General features: G+C 72.0%; 15 protein-coding genes. 7 read left to right on the top strand and 8 right to left on the bottom strand.

The window, feature by feature from the left end; all coding sequences use genetic code 11:
• Positions 1-10 precede the first annotated feature (10 nt).
• Positions 11-1312, bottom strand: a complete 1302-nt coding sequence (locus EKD16_RS22055; RefSeq protein WP_242677113.1) for an MFS transporter — start codon at positions 1310-1312, stop codon at positions 11-13.
• A gap of 39 nt (positions 1313-1351) precedes the next feature.
• On the opposite strand from EKD16_RS22055, the gene EKD16_RS22050 reads away from it, so the two are divergent.
• Together EKD16_RS22050 and EKD16_RS22045 are read left to right on the top strand one after the other, a co-directional pair.
• On the top strand, positions 1352-1933 hold the full coding sequence (locus tag EKD16_RS22050; protein ID WP_131101021.1) for a sugar O-acetyltransferase: 582 nt from the start codon (positions 1352-1354) through the stop codon (positions 1931-1933).
• 6 nt (positions 1934-1939) lie between these two features.
• Positions 1940-2554 (top strand): TetR/AcrR family transcriptional regulator, encoded by a 615-nt coding sequence (locus EKD16_RS22045; protein ID WP_131101019.1) that lies wholly within the window; start codon positions 1940-1942, stop codon positions 2552-2554.
• 155 nt (positions 2555-2709) lie between these two features.
• Here EKD16_RS22045 and EKD16_RS22040 read toward each other — a convergent pair whose 3' ends face one another.
• The 3 genes from EKD16_RS22040 to EKD16_RS22030 form a co-directional block, all read right to left on the bottom strand.
• On the bottom strand, positions 2710-2904 hold the full coding sequence (locus EKD16_RS22040; RefSeq protein ID WP_131101017.1) for a hypothetical protein: 195 nt from the start codon (positions 2902-2904) through the stop codon (positions 2710-2712).
• Between the two features lie 471 nt (positions 2905-3375).
• A complete protein-coding gene (locus tag EKD16_RS22035) occupies positions 3376-3711 on the bottom strand; it encodes a YnfA family protein (protein ID WP_131101015.1) in 336 nt (111 codons plus the stop codon).
• Between the two features lie 146 nt (positions 3712-3857).
• Positions 3858-4778, bottom strand: a complete 921-nt coding sequence (locus EKD16_RS22030) for a LysR substrate-binding domain-containing protein (RefSeq protein WP_131101012.1) — start codon at positions 4776-4778, stop codon at positions 3858-3860.
• Positions 4779-4854: 76 nt separating this feature from the next.
• Here EKD16_RS22030 and EKD16_RS22025 point away from each other — a divergent pair, with 76 nt between their 5' ends.
• The gene (locus tag EKD16_RS22025; protein WP_131102864.1) at positions 4855-6225 is read left to right on the top strand and encodes an MFS transporter; all 1371 of its coding nucleotides are present in this window, start codon (positions 4855-4857) and stop codon (positions 6223-6225) included.
• A gap of 60 nt (positions 6226-6285) precedes the next feature.
• Here EKD16_RS22025 and EKD16_RS22020 read toward each other — a convergent pair whose 3' ends face one another.
• Positions 6286-7170 carry an aldo/keto reductase gene (locus EKD16_RS22020; RefSeq protein ID WP_131101011.1) on the bottom strand — a complete coding sequence of 295 codons (885 nt, stop codon included), beginning with the start codon at positions 7168-7170 and terminating at the stop codon, positions 6286-6288.
• A gap of 213 nt (positions 7171-7383) precedes the next feature.
• Between EKD16_RS22020 and EKD16_RS22015 the strand changes: the two genes are divergently transcribed.
• Complete coding sequence (locus EKD16_RS22015; RefSeq protein WP_131101009.1) at positions 7384-7893, top strand: mycothiol transferase; 510 nt, start codon at positions 7384-7386, stop codon at positions 7891-7893.
• 252 nt (positions 7894-8145) lie between these two features.
• Here EKD16_RS22015 and EKD16_RS22010 read toward each other — a convergent pair whose 3' ends face one another.
• On the bottom strand, positions 8146-8748 hold the full coding sequence (locus tag EKD16_RS22010) for a response regulator transcription factor (protein WP_131101007.1): 603 nt from the start codon (positions 8746-8748) through the stop codon (positions 8146-8148).
• Complete coding sequence (locus EKD16_RS22005) at positions 8745-9893, bottom strand: sensor histidine kinase (protein ID WP_131101005.1); 1149 nt, start codon at positions 9891-9893, stop codon at positions 8745-8747. The genes EKD16_RS22010 and EKD16_RS22005 overlap by 4 nt, the downstream gene beginning before the upstream one ends.
• Positions 9894-10059: 166 nt before the next feature.
• On the opposite strand from EKD16_RS22005, the gene EKD16_RS22000 reads away from it, so the two are divergent.
• From EKD16_RS22000 to EKD16_RS21990, 3 genes are all read left to right on the top strand, one after another.
• Complete coding sequence (locus tag EKD16_RS22000) at positions 10060-10776, top strand: CPBP family intramembrane glutamic endopeptidase (protein WP_131101003.1); 717 nt, start codon at positions 10060-10062, stop codon at positions 10774-10776.
• Positions 10777-11002: 226 nt separating this feature from the next.
• The gene (locus EKD16_RS21995) at positions 11003-11740 is read left to right on the top strand and encodes a CHRD domain-containing protein (RefSeq protein ID WP_131101001.1); all 738 of its coding nucleotides are present in this window, start codon (positions 11003-11005) and stop codon (positions 11738-11740) included.
• Positions 11741-11772: 32 nt separating this feature from the next.
• Positions 11773-12444, top strand: a complete 672-nt coding sequence (locus EKD16_RS21990) for a class F sortase (RefSeq protein WP_131100999.1) — start codon at positions 11773-11775, stop codon at positions 12442-12444.
• Positions 12445-12646: 202 nt separating this feature from the next.
• Here the strand turns inward: EKD16_RS21990 and EKD16_RS21985 are convergent, their stop codons facing one another.
• Entirely contained in the window at positions 12647-13582 is a 936-nt protein-coding gene (locus tag EKD16_RS21985; protein WP_131100997.1) for a ferritin-like domain-containing protein, read from the bottom strand.
• Positions 13583-13704: the final 122 nt, after the last annotated feature.

Raw genomic sequence — 13704 nt, 5'->3', positions numbered from 1 at the left:
CATCGGCCCATCAGCGACCACGGCACCGACGACCACCGCCGCTCGCCGCGATCGTCACGCCTGCGGTCGGCGCCCTCCACGGCTCACGTGTCGGCCCTCCCGACCTCTCGGGCTCGCCTCGGGTGGAGGACGCCGGCGAGGGTGACGACGAGGGCGCCGGCGATCGGGCTATGAGGAGGCCGGCGCGGAGTCCGGCGGCGTCGGAGACCAGGCCGACGACGGGTGGGGACAGCAGGAAGCCCAGGCGCATGAGCCAGGAGACGATCGTCAATCCCGTTCCCGGACGCAGGCCGGGCAGTTCGTCGGCCTCGTGCATCGCGGCGGGGACCAGGGTGGCCACGCCGAAGCCGGCGGCGGCGAAGCCGGCGATCGTGCCGGCGACGTTCGGCAGCGCCAGGGCCAGGCCCATGCCCACCGCGACGATCAGGCCGCCGGTGCGCGCGACCGTGCGCTGGCCGAACCGGTCCACGGCGCGGTCGCCGAGGAGCCTGCCGACGAACTGCGCGCCGACGAGGGCGATGTAACCCGTCGCCGCCAGCGCGGCGGGCGCCTGGAGGGAGTCCGACAGGTAGAGCGTCGCCCAGGAGTTGCCCGCGTCCTCCACGATCGTGCCCGCCATCGCGATCACGACCAGGGCGGTGACAACGAACACGATCCGCGCTCGCGAGAGGCGCGGCGGCGCGGGGCGCGCGTCGGTGCCCGGCTCCGCCGCGGTTGCGGGTTCGTCGTCGCGGCCGGGCAGGCAGAACCGCAGCGCGACGAGGGAGACGCCCGCGAAGAGCGCGGCGGACGCGCCGAGATGGACCCCGATCGGCACCTCCAGGGCGATAGCAGCGGCGGCCATCGAGCCGCCCAGGACGCCCCCGACGGACCAGAGCGCGTGGAAGGAGTTGATGATGGAGCGGCCGTAGCGGCGCTGGACGCGCAGGCCGTGGGCGTTCTGCGCGACATCGGTGATGGCGTCCATCGCCCCCGCGACCAGAAGCGCCGCCGCGAACGCCGCGGCGGACGGCGCGAGCCCCGCGGCGAAGAGGCCGAGACCGGTCAGCAGCGTGCCCGCGACAGCGGCCCGGGCCGAACCCCACCGGCGGATCAGCGCCGCCGCGGCCAGTCCGGCGGCGATCGCGCCCGCCGGGAACGCCGCGACCGTGAACCCGTAGACCGCGTTCTCCATGCCGAGGTCGGCTTTGATCTCCGGGAATCGCGGGAGGAGGTTGGCGAACAGCGCCCCGTTTGTCAGGAACAGCGCCGCGACCGCGGCCCGGGCCCGCTGGTCGGCTGGGCCGGGCCGGGTGTGCACATCGACAGACATGCGTACGACCGTACACATTGATTCGGTACGATCGTACGCATGGGTGTCGACTACTTCGCCGGTGATCCGCGCACGAACCGGGAGCGGATGCTCGCCGGCGATCTCCACATCGCCGACGACCCGGACAACGAAGCTCGCGCCCGCCGCGCCGTACGGCTGGCCGACCGCTACTACCGGGCGTTCGTGGACGGCGATGCCGATGCCCGGTCCCGGCTCGCCGAGCTGATCGGCGACCTCGGCGAGGACGCGCTGATCAAGCCGCCGCTGTTCGTGGACTACGGCGACCACATCACCGTCGGCGCGCGCACCTTCGCCAACCACAACCTCACGGCGCTCGACGTGGCCCCGATCACGATCGGCGCGGACTGCCAGATCGGCCCCAGCGTGCAACTGCTGACCCCGACCCATCCGATCGAGCCGCAGCCCCGCCGCGACAAGCTGGAGGCCGCGAAACCGATCACCGTCGGCGACAACGTCTGGCTCGGCGGCGGCGCCATCCTCTGCCCCGGTGTCACGATCGGCGACGACTCCGTCATCGGCGCGGGATCGGTGGTCACCCGCGACATCCCCGCCGGCGTCGTCGCCGTGGGCAATCCCGCCCGCGTCGCCCGGGAGATCTGAGCGGGCATGAGCGACCCGGCATCCGAGCCGACACGGGCATCGGCGAGCCCGGCGGCTGAGGAGCCGGCGGCCGCCCGCGGCCGCCGGCGCCGCCACGACCCCGGCCGGCGCGAGCGGATCGTCCGCGCCTGCCTGGACGTCATCGCCGAACACGGCGTGGCCGGAACCTCCCACCGCCGCGTCGCCGCGGCCGCCGATGTGCCGCTGGGCTCGATGACCTACCACTTCACCGGCATGGGCGACCTGCTGCACGCCGCCTTCGCCCACTTCGCCGGGTCGGTCGTCGAACGGTTCGAGCACCGCATGGCCGCGGCTCCCAATGCCGAGGAGGCCAAGCGGGCCGTCGTCGCGATCATCACCGACGACGTGTTCGACACCCGCCGCGGCCTCGTCCTGACCCACGAGCTCTACACCCTCGCGGCCCGCGACCCGGCCTACCGCGACCTCACCAACGGGTGGATGCGCAGCAGCCGCGCCGCGCTGGAGCGCCACTTCGACCCGACGACGGCGCGGCTGATCGACGCACTGATCGAGGGCCTGACCATCCACCGCGCCCTGGACACCGAACCGCAGGACCGCGCCGTCGTCCTCGCCGCCGTGGAACGCCTGGCTAGGCCGTAATCAAGAACGCCGGTCTGCTGTGCGGCCTTGTTCGTCTGCCGGATGGATGGGTGGTCTTAGGGAAAAGCGGCGCCGAGGGCGGCGGGGGCGGGGCCTGCCGTCGTCGGATCGGGTGCTCGCCGGTGGCGGCGGCCGATGAAGGCGGCTCCGGTCTACTACGCGGCCTTGATGGTCTGCCGGGCGACGGGTGGACTTGACTGGAATGCGGCGGCGAGGACGGCGGTGGGCTGCGCCCGTGCCCACCGGGTTGGGTGCTCGCCGGCGGCGGCCAGCGGGGCGGCGAGGCAGCGGCCCGGGGCGTTGAGGATCACCCAGCGCGCAGATCCACCCGGATCCGGGTCGTTCGCCACCAGGGGTGCGCAGCAGGTGATCGGACCCGCGCCGAATCTGTCTGTGAAGCTGGATTCGGCGTCGAACCTAACCCCAGTGACACTCTCGGCGTGGCTTTTCCCGAAGATTTAGTACTTCTAGCTACGGAAAGCGCTTTCCCGTGGCTGAACGGGCAAGATCAACGCCGAATGAACCGGCATACCGGACATACAGACACCGGTTCGCCGGCTGGGTGCCGCCGTGTTGTGACCGGGCCTGAACCGGCCGGAGGCCGCGCGGCGCCTCTGAGTCCCTGCGCCCGCTATGTGCAATGTCCCGGAGTCGTCCGTGGCGATCGTGGCGAAATTCCCAATGAACGCCGCTGGATTTCGTCATACGGGCACGATCGCCGCGCTGCCCTGCGACATAACTTCTTGAACACGGTTTTTAGCGGCCCACCGCGGGCGCGCCGGGACGCGGCGGGTTCCGGCGCCGGCGGTCGCCGCCGGTACTCAGCCCCCTCGGGGGGCGTACATGATCACGCCGACGCCGACCAGGCAGATCAGCGCCCCCAGGACGTCGAATCGGTCGGGCCGGAAGCCGTCGACGACCATCCCCCAGGCCAGCGATCCGGCGACGAACACCCCTCCGTAGGCGGCCAAGATCCGCCCGAAGTGCGCGTCGGGCTGCAAGGTGGCCACGAACCCGTACAGTCCCAGCGCGATCACGCCCGCCCCGATCCAGAGCAGTCCCCGGTGTTCGCGCACGCCCTGCCACACCAGCCAGGCCCCGCCGATCTCGAACAGTGCGGCGAGGGCGAACAGCAGTATCGAGCGCAGGATCAGCACGCGGCCTCCTCGGTGGACGGGTTGCGGTCGCGGTCGGGCCCGGGGCCGAAGCTCCCGACTACGGGCCGCCGCCGTGGGCGGGCGCGCCTCCACAGCGCTCCGGCTCCTTCCGGCATCGAATGTAGACCCGTGAGCCCGGCCGGGGCTCAAGCCGCTCGCGACGACGGTTGCAGTGTCGCCGCGGTCGAGCCGATGGCGGCCAGTGCCGAGGCGATCACGGGATGGTCGCGGCGGCCCAGGCGGGTCGCGGCCATGATGCGCCGGGCGGGAGCCGGTTCGCCGCGCAGCGGGATGCGCACCACCGACCAGTCGTTGATCCGAGCGAGCCGCGGTACCAGGATGATGCCGAAACCCAGGCCCACCAGGGCCGTACCGGTCTCCCACTCGTCGGCGTAGTGGGCGATGTTGGGGGTGAAACCCGCGGTCATGCACGCGGTCGTCACCAACTGGTGGTAGGTGCCGCCCTCGTTGCCGACGATCCACTCCTCCTCGGCGGCGTCGGCCAGAGCCACCCGCGGCAACCGCGTCAACCGGTGGCCCTCGGGCACCACCAGGTCCAGCGGGTCGTCGAGGAGGGGCTGCTGGTCGAAGCGCTCGTCGCCGGTCGAGGGGGTGCCGGCGGTGTTGATCACCAGCGCGAGGTCGGCGTCGCCGGACAGCAGCAGGTCGAAGCAGGGCGCGGGTTCGGCCTCCATCACCCGGATGCGCGCCTGGGGGTAGCGATCGCGCAGGTCGGCCGCCGCCGGGGGCAGCAGGTGGGTGGCCGCGGTGGAGAAGCCGCACAGCGTGAACAGGCCCGTCGGCTCCCCGACGGCCGAGGCCAGCTCGGCGTAGGCGCGCTCGGCCTGGGCGTGCAGGGTGTCGGCGTGGCGCAGGACGACGCGCGCGGCCGCGGTCAGCACGACGCCCCGCCCCGCAGGGGCCAGCAGGTCCACGCCGAGTTCCTCGGCCAGTTGGCGCAGCTGGTACGAGACCGCCGAAGGCGTGTAGTGCAGCGCCTCCGCCGCGGCGGTGACCGTGCCGTACCGGGCGACCATCTGCAGGACCTTCAGCTTCGGATCGATCATGCAAAAATTCTGCACGATTGGCCCGAAAAACGTTTGCTTCTCTCCAGGGGTTTCGCCGGTTCACACTGAAAGCGTGATGACGACGAAGCGTTCGGGCGCCGCCGAGAACGGCGTTCCCGCCATCAGCCGCCGCGCCGGAACCGGCGCCACCCGCGAAGTGCGCACCGGGGTGTACCTGCTGGTCGTGCTGACCGCCGGCGCCTACCTGCCGAGCCCCCTCTATGCGGGTTACCAGCAGGCGTTCGGCGCCGACGACCTCGTCATGACGCTGACCTACGCGACGTTCGCTCTGGTCAGCGCACCGGCCCTGCTGCTGTTCGGACCCGCCTCGGACGCGCTCGGGCCCAAGGCGGTGCTCCGGCTCAGCCTCGCCGCGGCCGCCGCGGGATCGGCCTGCTTCGCACTGGCCGCCGGACCGGCGTGGCTGATCGCCGGCCGGGCCGCCCAGGGGCTCGCGCTGGGAGCCGCGACCAGCGCGGCCGGCGTCCTGATCAGTGCGCGGGAGCGCACGCCGGGCGGTCGGCGGGCGAGTGTGGCGGCCAGTACGGCGTTCGTGGCCGGCACCGCCGCCGGTCCGATCGCCGGCGGAGTGCTGGCCGAGTACGCTCCGGCCCCGCACACGCTGCCCTTCCTGCTGCACCTGGCGCTGCTGTGGGCGGGGTGGCGGCTGGTCGCGGCACTCGACGCGCCGAGGGGAGCGCGCCCGGTGCGGTGGCGGCCCACGCGCCCGGAGGTCCCCGCCGCGATGCGGCCGGTGTTCTGCGCCGCCGCCGCGACCGGGTTCCTGGCCTGGACGGCCGCCGGGCTGTTCCTGTCGGTCATCCCGATACTCCTCGGCCGCGCCGGAGGGGCCGACCTGGCGGTGATCGGCGGGGTGCTGGGCACCGTGCTGATCTGCTCCGTGCTCAGCCAGCGGCTCGTGCCCGCGGTGGGCGCCCCCGCCGCCCAGTCGGCCGGGCTCGCCGCAGTTCTCGCCAGCCTGGCCCTGCTCGCGTGGAGTGCGGGCGGCTCGACGGCGATCACCCTGCTCGCGGCGATCGTGGCCGGGACCGGGCACGGGTGGGCCTACGGCGGCGCGGCGGCCGCCGTCGAGGAGGCCGTGCCCGCGGAACAGCGCGGCGCCGTCACCGGTGCGCTGCACGTCGCCTTCTATCTGGGTGCCGGGCTGCCGGCGATCGTCATCGGACTGATCACGCTCGTGGCGCCGTTGGTCGCGGCGACGGTATGGGTGACCGCGGCCGCGGCCGCCCTGGTCCCCGCCGCCGGTGTCGCGGTGGCGGCGGCACGCCGCCCGCGGCGGGCGCGTGCCGCTGTGGTCGTGACGCTGCGGCCGCGCACGTCCTCCCAGGTCCGGTTCCCCGGCCCACTGCGGTTGGACGCGGTCACGCCGCCCGTCGAATGCGGGCGGCCGCCCGACCGCGGGGTGCAGACGCCCACCGGGGTGTGAAACGCCGTCCTCAGCGGGGCCGCCGACCCGTTCGCCCACTCGGCCGGGCGCCCCCACGGGTCAGGCCTCCGGGACGTCCAGCCAGAAGTTCTCCCGGGTGACGTCCTCGGGTGCCGGGCCGCCGCGCACGCCGGTGTCGAGCCGGTCGATCGCGGCGAGCTGGTCGGCACTCAGCTGGAAGTCGAAGACGTCGAAGTTCTCCGCGATGCGCGAGGGTGTCACGGACTTCGGGATGACCTGCCGGTTCTGCTGGAGGTGCCAGCGCAGCATCACCTGAGCGGCGGTCTTGCCGTGGGCTCCGGCGATCTCGCCGATGACGGGGTCCTCCAGGGTGGAGCCCTTGCTGCCGTCGCGGTAGAAGGTGATGCCGCCGATGGGCGACCACGCCTGGTTGCAGATGCCGTGCTCGGTGTCGAAGGCCAGCACATCGGACTGGCGGAAGTAGGGGTGCACCTCGATCTGGTTCACCGCGGGCACGACATCGGTTTCGGCCATGAGCCGCCGCAGGTGGTCGGGCATGAAGTTGCTGACCCCGATGGCGCGCACCCTGCCGTCGGCCAGCAGCTTCTCCAGCGCCTGGTAGGCCGCTACGGTGCGGTCGAACTCGCCCGGCACGGCCTGGTGGAGGATCAGCAGGTCGATGTGGTCGGTGCCGAGCTTGCCCGCGCCCTTGTCGAAGGCGTGCAGGGTGTCGTCGTAGCCATAGTCGCTGATCCAGATCTTGGTCTCGATGAAGACGTCGGAGCGGTCGAGCCCGGAGCGGCGGATCGCCTCGCCGACTTCGCGTTCGTTGCCGTAGGCGGCGGCGGTGTCGACGTGGCGGTAGCCGGTCGACAGGGCGGTCTCGACGGCGGCGACGGTCTGCTCGGGCGGTGTCTGGAACACCCCGAATCCGATGGCCGGGATCTCGACGCCGTTGTTCAAGGAGATGTTCGGAACGGTCATGCCACTACGCTAAGTGATCGCTCGATGGCGGGAAGGGTGCCGGTGTTCCCTCGTGTCGCGGGTGCCGGACCTCGGACCTCGGTGCGCGTCGCCGCGGCGCGCCTGGTTAGTGGAAGTGTCGCGGGCGGTGCCGCCGCCGAATCCGCAGGTCGGCGGATCGGCCGCGGCCGGGGCCGGCGGCCGACGCGCACACGAGAGGAACGGAGGAGAACGATGGACGCTACAGCGGTGCTGGAAGACGGCTTCGACCGGGTTCGCGGCGTGGTCCACGACGTGCTGGACGGCGTCTCCGCCGACGAGCTGCACGGCCGCGTGGACGAGGGCAGCAATCCGATCGCCTGGCTGATCTGGCACATGACCCGCGTTCAGGACGACCACATCGCCGACGCCGCAGGTATGGAGCAGGTGTGGCTCGCCCAGGGGTGGCGGGACGCGTTCGGGCTGTCCCTGCCGGCGGCCGACACCGGGTTCGGACACACCCCCGACGAGGTGGCGGCCGTGCGCGTGGACTCGGCCGGAAAACTGGCCGGGTACTACGACGCGACCCACGCGCAGACGCTCGAGTACCTGCGGGGTCTCGACCCCGCCGCCTTGGACGAGGTCCTCGACGCCTCCTGGGAACCCCCGGTGACGCTGGGAGCCCGGCTGGTCAGCGTGGTCGCCGAGGACCTGCAGCACGTCGGTCAGGCCGCCTGCGTCCGCGGACTGCTCCGGCGCCGCTAAGCCGTGATTAAGAACGCCGGTTTGCTGTGCGGCGTTGTTGCGACCTTGTTGGTCTGCTGGGTGGCGGGTGGTCGTGATGGGGGAGCGGCGGCGAGGAGGGCGGGGGTTGGGCCCTGCGGATTCGGTGATTTCCGCGCGTTAGACGAGGGCAGCCGCGTTCCCGCCCGCGCGGCTCCGCTGGTCTCGTGTCTACCGGCGCCAAGCCGCCTCCCGTATCGGTGGCCAAAAGACCGGCGTCATGCGGGAAGCCGGCTACAGCCAACCGCGGTCGCGCGCGTACCGCGCGGCCTCGTGCCGGGTCCGCGTCTGAGTCTTCTGCATCGTGTTGGAGAGGTAGTTGCGCACCGTGCCCTCCGCCAGGTGGAGCCGGGCGGCGATGTCGGCGACCGAGTAGCCCTCGCGGGTCTCCCGCAGCACATCGGCCTCGCGGTCGGTGAGCGGACAGTCGTCGAGGACGGCGAGTGCGGAGACGTCCGAGTCGATCCACCGCCCGCCCTCGGCCAGCGCGGCGACGACCGAGGCGATGTGCGCCGGGTCCGCCGACTTGCTGACGAACCCCTGGACGCCGAGTTTCAGCGCCTTGCGCAGCACACCGGGCCTGGCATGGCGGGTCAGCATGAGGACCACCTGGTCGGGCCGCTCGCGGCGGATCGCCGCGACGGCGCCGAGCCCGTCCACCCCGGGCATCTCCAGGTCCACGACGAGCACATCCGGCCCGTGGTGCAGCGTGGCCTGAACCGCCGAGTCTCCGTCTTCCGCCTCGGCGAGCACGGTGATCCCGCCTTCGAGGGGCAGCAGCGCCGCCAGCGCCTTGCGGAGCAGTGCCTCGTCGTCGGCCAGTACCACGGTGGTCATCGGTCGCCTCCCCGCACCGGGGCGGGCCGCCGGTCCCCGTCCGCGGCGATGCGCGGAAACGCTACGACCGTGCGGAAGCGCCCGTTGCGCTGGTCCACCGTCATCTCACCTCCGCTGCCGGTAATGCGCTCTTTGAGAGTGGCGAGCCCGCGGAGCTCGGGCAGCGGACCCTCCTGTGCGCCGTCGTTGGCGATGGTGATCCCCGCCTCCGTCAGTGTGATGTGCACCTGCTCGGCCTGCGCGTGCCGCAGGATGTTGGTCGTGCTCTCCCGGAGGACCTGGCCGAGCTGCTCGTCGACGCGCGGGTCGGCCTCGGCGTCGCGGTCGACGCGGACCCCGATCCCCGCCGCCTCCAGCAGGTTCTTCGCGTTCGCCAGCTCCGCCGACAGGTTCAGCCGCCGCTGGGCATAAGCGAGTTCCCGAGTCCGGGTGATGGTGTCGCCGACCAGGTCGTATACCTCCCGCAGCTCCTCCTCCGCCCGTTCAGCGTCACTGCCCAGCAGCTTCCGAGCCAGCGCGGTCTTCAGCTTCACCACATGCAGCGTGTGCCCCTGGATGTCGTGCAGGTCGCTCGCGAAGCGCATGCGTTCGCGGACGACGGCCAGTTCCGCCTCCCGCTGCCGTGATTGCTCAAGCTGCGCGGTGAGGCCGACGATCACGTGGTTGAGGGTCGTCAGAACGACCGCTACCAGGGCGACGGCCGCGGAGACGAGGACGTAGCGGAGCAGCACGTCGAGGACGTCCCCGGTGGTTGCCACCAGCCTGGCCGCGACCACCGCGGCGGCGAAGGCGGCCATCCCAGCGACCGCCGCGCCTCGGTGGCGCGTCAACCGGTAGGCGACGACGCTGCCCGCGGCGGCGAAGCCGTAGGACGCCGTCCCGCTGTCGGTGACCAGCACTCCGACGACCCACACGGCCGCGGTGACGATCAGGCAGGGAAGTGCGACCCGCGGGATGCGATCGGCCGTCCCCCGGGAGACGGCCAGCACGGCCGCCGCCAACCCGACAGCCAGCACGGCCGCCTCCTGCCAGGTCGTGGCGTCGATCGCCACCAGCAGCGCCCCTACGGCGGAGAGCGACGCGGCGACGATGTTGAGGTTGAGCGCGCGCAGCCGTCCCTGCGTCGCCTGGGCCTGCTCCGACATCACGTGCGGCTCTCTCGGGGTCGAAGGCGGGATCGGCCTCCAGTATCGTCCGCGACCCGCCGCGCCACCAGTGACACCACGTCACACCCTGCCCGTGCCGGTGTCACGGCGAAGCTGTGACGCCGCGCCACTGCCGGATGAGCGCGCCGGCGGCTGGAATGGGAGTATGCCTACTTCAGCAACGACCACCGCTGCCGCCGCCCCGGTGCGCCCGGGCTGGATCGAGATCGCGGTCGGCCTGCTCGCCTTGGTCGCCTCCACGATCGTGCTCCCGTTCTTCGGCCCGTGGGGGCTGGAGCTGAATGACGTTGCCTACGGGCTGGTCGTGGCCGCCTGGTCGGGGATCGCCGGCCTCGTCGGCTTCGGCGCGGCCGCGCTGGTGCGCATCCGCTCGCTCGGCGCTTTCGGGGTGAAGCGCACCTCTTGGCGCTGGATGCTCGCCGGCGTGGCCGGAGGCCTCGTCGCCCTGGCCGCCAAGGGGGCGGTGATCCTCGCCATCACGGCGCTGACCGGGTTCGACTCCAACCCCCAGGGCATGTACTACGACGCCGCCGGCGGCGGCGTGCTGCCTTTGATCCTCACGTTCGCCTTCCTCGCCGTGCTCACGCCCATCGGCGAGGAGTTCCTCTTTCGCGGTGTCCTGGCCAACGCCCTGCTCCGCTACGGGCCCGTGGTCGGTGTGCTGTCCAGTTCGGTGGTCTTCGGGCTCTTCCACGGCATCAACATCGTCCTGCCCGCGGCGATCGTGGTCGGCATCGTCGCCGCCGAGCTGATGCGCCGCAGCGGATCGATCTGGCCGGCGGTAGTCGTCCACGCCGTCAACAACGCGGCCCTGCCGCTGCTGGTGCTGGTCACCGGAACCGGCGGTCCGGTGGCGGGTTGAGGTGCGGGCGACGGCCTCCGCCGACCGCATTCGGGCGATTCCCGAGCTGGGGCGGAGCCGTTGGAGGGTTGCGGCCCGCCGAAGGGGCGTGACCACCCGAAAGGGACAAGCAGAAAATCTTCTTCAATCCACACCAAACCTCCCCCTTCCGTAGGTGCGAATGCAGGACAGGCGCCTCAAGAACGCGTGTGGCCACACGCGATCCCTGCGCACGGAAGGAACTACTGTGAACACCAGGAAGCTCGCACCGCTCGCCATGGCTCTGCCGCTCGGCCTCTCGATGGGCCTGTTCGCGGCCACTCCCGCGAGCGCCGCGGAGACATGGACCTTCCAGAGCAACCTCGGCCAGGTCAACGACTCCGGAACCACCGGACAGGCCTGGGTCGAGGTCGAAGGCAACACCGCCGACATCACGGTGAACGTCAGCGGCGCGGTCGCCGACTCGCCGCACGCTCAGCACATCCACATCGGCGGCCAGGGCGTGTGCCCGACCATGGAGAACGACGACAACGGCGACGGCATCGTCTCTACCCCCGAGGGCCAGAGCTCCTACGGCGGCGTCAAGGTCTCGCTGACCACCGAGGGCGCCACCGGTGCCGACAGTGCCGTGGCCGTGGAGCGCATGCCCAGCGGCGCCGGCTACACCTACGAGCGCAGCGTCGAGCTGTCCGACGACGTCATCCAGAACATCAGCGACGGCGCCGCCTCGGTCGTCGTCCACGGGATCGACGCCAACGGCGACGGCAAGTACAGCGGCGACGCCAAGAGCCCGCTGAACGAGGAGCTGCCGCTGGAGGCCACCGCTCCGGCGGCCTGCGGCGAGCTGGCGCTGAGCCCCGAGGGCGGCATGGAGACCGGTAAGGGCGGCATGGCCGACGCCGGCATGATCGGTCTCGGCGGCGTGCTGGCGGCCACGGCCGCGGGCGGATTCGTCGTCGCCCGGCGCCTGAGCCACAACAGCTGATCGGGCGCACGAACCGAGGAGGAGCACTCCCCATGTCCGAAGACGCGCATCAGCCACGTCCTCGGCCGAGTGGCCGCCGCGGTTTCACCGCCGCGGCGGCCGCAGGGGCGCTCGTCGTGCTCGGGGTACTGGCCGCCGGATGCGGGCAGACGTCCGCCGCCGGCGGCGCCCCGAGCGCTTCGGCGTCCGCGGCCTCGCCCGGTGCACAGTCGGGTGCCGCCGGGCAGGGGAGCACCCAGACCCTGCCGCGCTCGGCGCCGAGCGGCCTGAAGATCCCCGCGATCGGCGTCGACACCGAGAAGACGGTCGCGCTCGGTACCCAGGACAACGGCGAGATCCAGGTACCGGAAGGCAACCAGACCGTCGGCTGGTACGACGGCGGCCCGACCCCGGGCGAGTTCGGTCCGGCGCTGATGGGCGCCCACGTCGACTCCGAGTCCGGACCCGCGCTGTTCTACAAGCTCGCCGATCTGAGCAGCGGCGACGAGGTGCGGGTGCCCCGCGAGGACGGTAAGACAGCCGTCTTCTCCGTCTACTCCGTCGAGCAGTACCCCAAGACCGAGTTCCCCACCCGAAAGGTCTACGCCCCCACCGAGAACCGCGCCGAACTGCGGCTGGTGACCTGCGGGGGGACCTTCAACGAAGACAGCGGCCACTACCGGGACAACATCGTGGCCTACGCCCGGATGACCGGCGTGCAGTGACGCGGACAGGCTGTCCGGAACCCTCCGGGAACCGCACGGAGCCCCACCCTCGACGGTGACCGCTCCGGGCGTCCGGAGGGTTTGTTTTCGGGCCTCGTGCGGGGCGCGTCGCCGGCCTCCCCCTCCGCCGACACACTCGGGGCGGCGCCGCCGGCCGACCGGGACCGGTCGGCCGGCGCTCTCGACGGAGGTGACAGCAGGATCAGGCGTTGGCGCCGCTCTGGTTGATCGGCCCGTTCACACCGGCGGGGAAGAACCCTCCGGAGGTGGCCTGCTCCGGGGTGAGGTAGACGACGTTGAGGACCTGGGCGGCGCTGCGGCCGAACGCCAGAGCGTTCTCGTCGGCGGGCACGATGTTGGCCCGGCCCTCGGAGTCGACCACACCCTGGTCGAGGTCACTCGCGCCGTCGAGGCTGTCGCGCGCGTCGGAGATGGCCACCGACGGCGCCCGCAGGCCCTTGGAGAACAGCAGGGTGCGGATGTTGCCCGCGTGGTACGCCTCGACCGACAGCAGTCCGGCCGCGGCGTCGAGGAAGGTCTTGTTGTCCACCAGCGGGGCGGCGCCCTTGTAGGCGGTCACGCCGACGTCCTCGAACACGTAGGCGGCCAGCAGGAAGTTCTCCTCGTTGGCGTAGGCGTCGAACTCCTGCCCGGGCTGGATCAGGCCGGCGGCCTGGGCGGCGGCGGTGAAGGCGGCGTCGATGTCGATCTGCGGACGCGCCACCGCGGCGTTGCCCAGGGCGCTGCGCAGGAAGTTCACGTGCGCCCGCTCGTCGGCCGCGATCTCCTCGGCGTACTGGCGGATGGCCCTGGTCTGGAAGGGAACCTTGCGCCCGCCCGACACGTCGCCGATGTAGCCCTTGCCGCCGATGCTGCTTTCGGGCAGCCCCGAGCCGGTGACCGCCTTGAGGTAGAACTCCGCCTCCAGGTACTCCAGGTTCAGGGCGAAGTTGAGGATGGCCGCGTCGCTGGGGCCGCCGTTCTCCTCACCCTGGGCCGACGCGGGTGCGGCACCGAGCAGGCCGGCCGCGCCGACGCCGAGCCCGGCCGCTCCCGCGGCCCGGAACAGGCGGCGGCGGTCCACGCCGTTCTCCGCACTCCGCTGGATCGCATTCTTGATGAACAGTTTGTTGAACACGTTGCCTCGCATTGGATTGCGCCGGTGCGGTCGACTCTGTCCGCTTTTTCCGGCGTGTTGCTCGCAATGGCGGATTCCGCTTCGCTTTCGCGGCGGACGGTTCTGCGGAGCTTCGGCGTCCC

Origin of the sequence: Streptomonospora litoralis (assembly GCF_004323735.1) — a bacterium.
In the GTDB taxonomy this organism is placed as follows: domain Bacteria; phylum Actinomycetota; class Actinomycetes; order Streptosporangiales; family Streptosporangiaceae; genus Streptomonospora; species Streptomonospora litoralis.
Note: the sequence above shows the minus strand (reverse complement) of the source record. Positions and strands in the feature narration are given on the sequence as shown.

Coding starts and splice junctions, on each gene's coding strand:
- EKD16_RS22025 (WP_131102864.1), top strand. CDS start 4,855: ATGACGACGAAGCGTTCGGGCGCCGCCGAGAACGGCGTTCCCGCCATC.
- EKD16_RS22000 (WP_131101003.1), top strand. CDS start 10,060: ATGCCTACTTCAGCAACGACCACCGCTGCCGCCGCCCCGGTGCGCCCG.
- EKD16_RS22020 (WP_131101011.1), bottom strand. CDS start 7,170: ATGACCGTTCCGAACATCTCCTTGAACAACGGCGTCGAGATCCCGGCC.
- EKD16_RS22045 (WP_131101019.1), top strand. CDS start 1,940: ATGAGCGACCCGGCATCCGAGCCGACACGGGCATCGGCGAGCCCGGCG.
- EKD16_RS22015 (WP_131101009.1), top strand. CDS start 7,384: ATGGACGCTACAGCGGTGCTGGAAGACGGCTTCGACCGGGTTCGCGGC.
- EKD16_RS22055 (WP_242677113.1), bottom strand. CDS start 1,312: ATGTCTGTCGATGTGCACACCCGGCCCGGCCCAGCCGACCAGCGGGCC.
- EKD16_RS22050 (WP_131101021.1), top strand. CDS start 1,352: ATGGGTGTCGACTACTTCGCCGGTGATCCGCGCACGAACCGGGAGCGG.
- EKD16_RS22030 (WP_131101012.1), bottom strand. CDS start 4,778: ATGATCGATCCGAAGCTGAAGGTCCTGCAGATGGTCGCCCGGTACGGC.
- EKD16_RS22010 (WP_131101007.1), bottom strand. CDS start 8,748: ATGACCACCGTGGTACTGGCCGACGACGAGGCACTGCTCCGCAAGGCG.
- EKD16_RS21990 (WP_131100999.1), top strand. CDS start 11,773: ATGTCCGAAGACGCGCATCAGCCACGTCCTCGGCCGAGTGGCCGCCGC.
- EKD16_RS22005 (WP_131101005.1), bottom strand. CDS start 9,893: ATGTCGGAGCAGGCCCAGGCGACGCAGGGACGGCTGCGCGCGCTCAAC.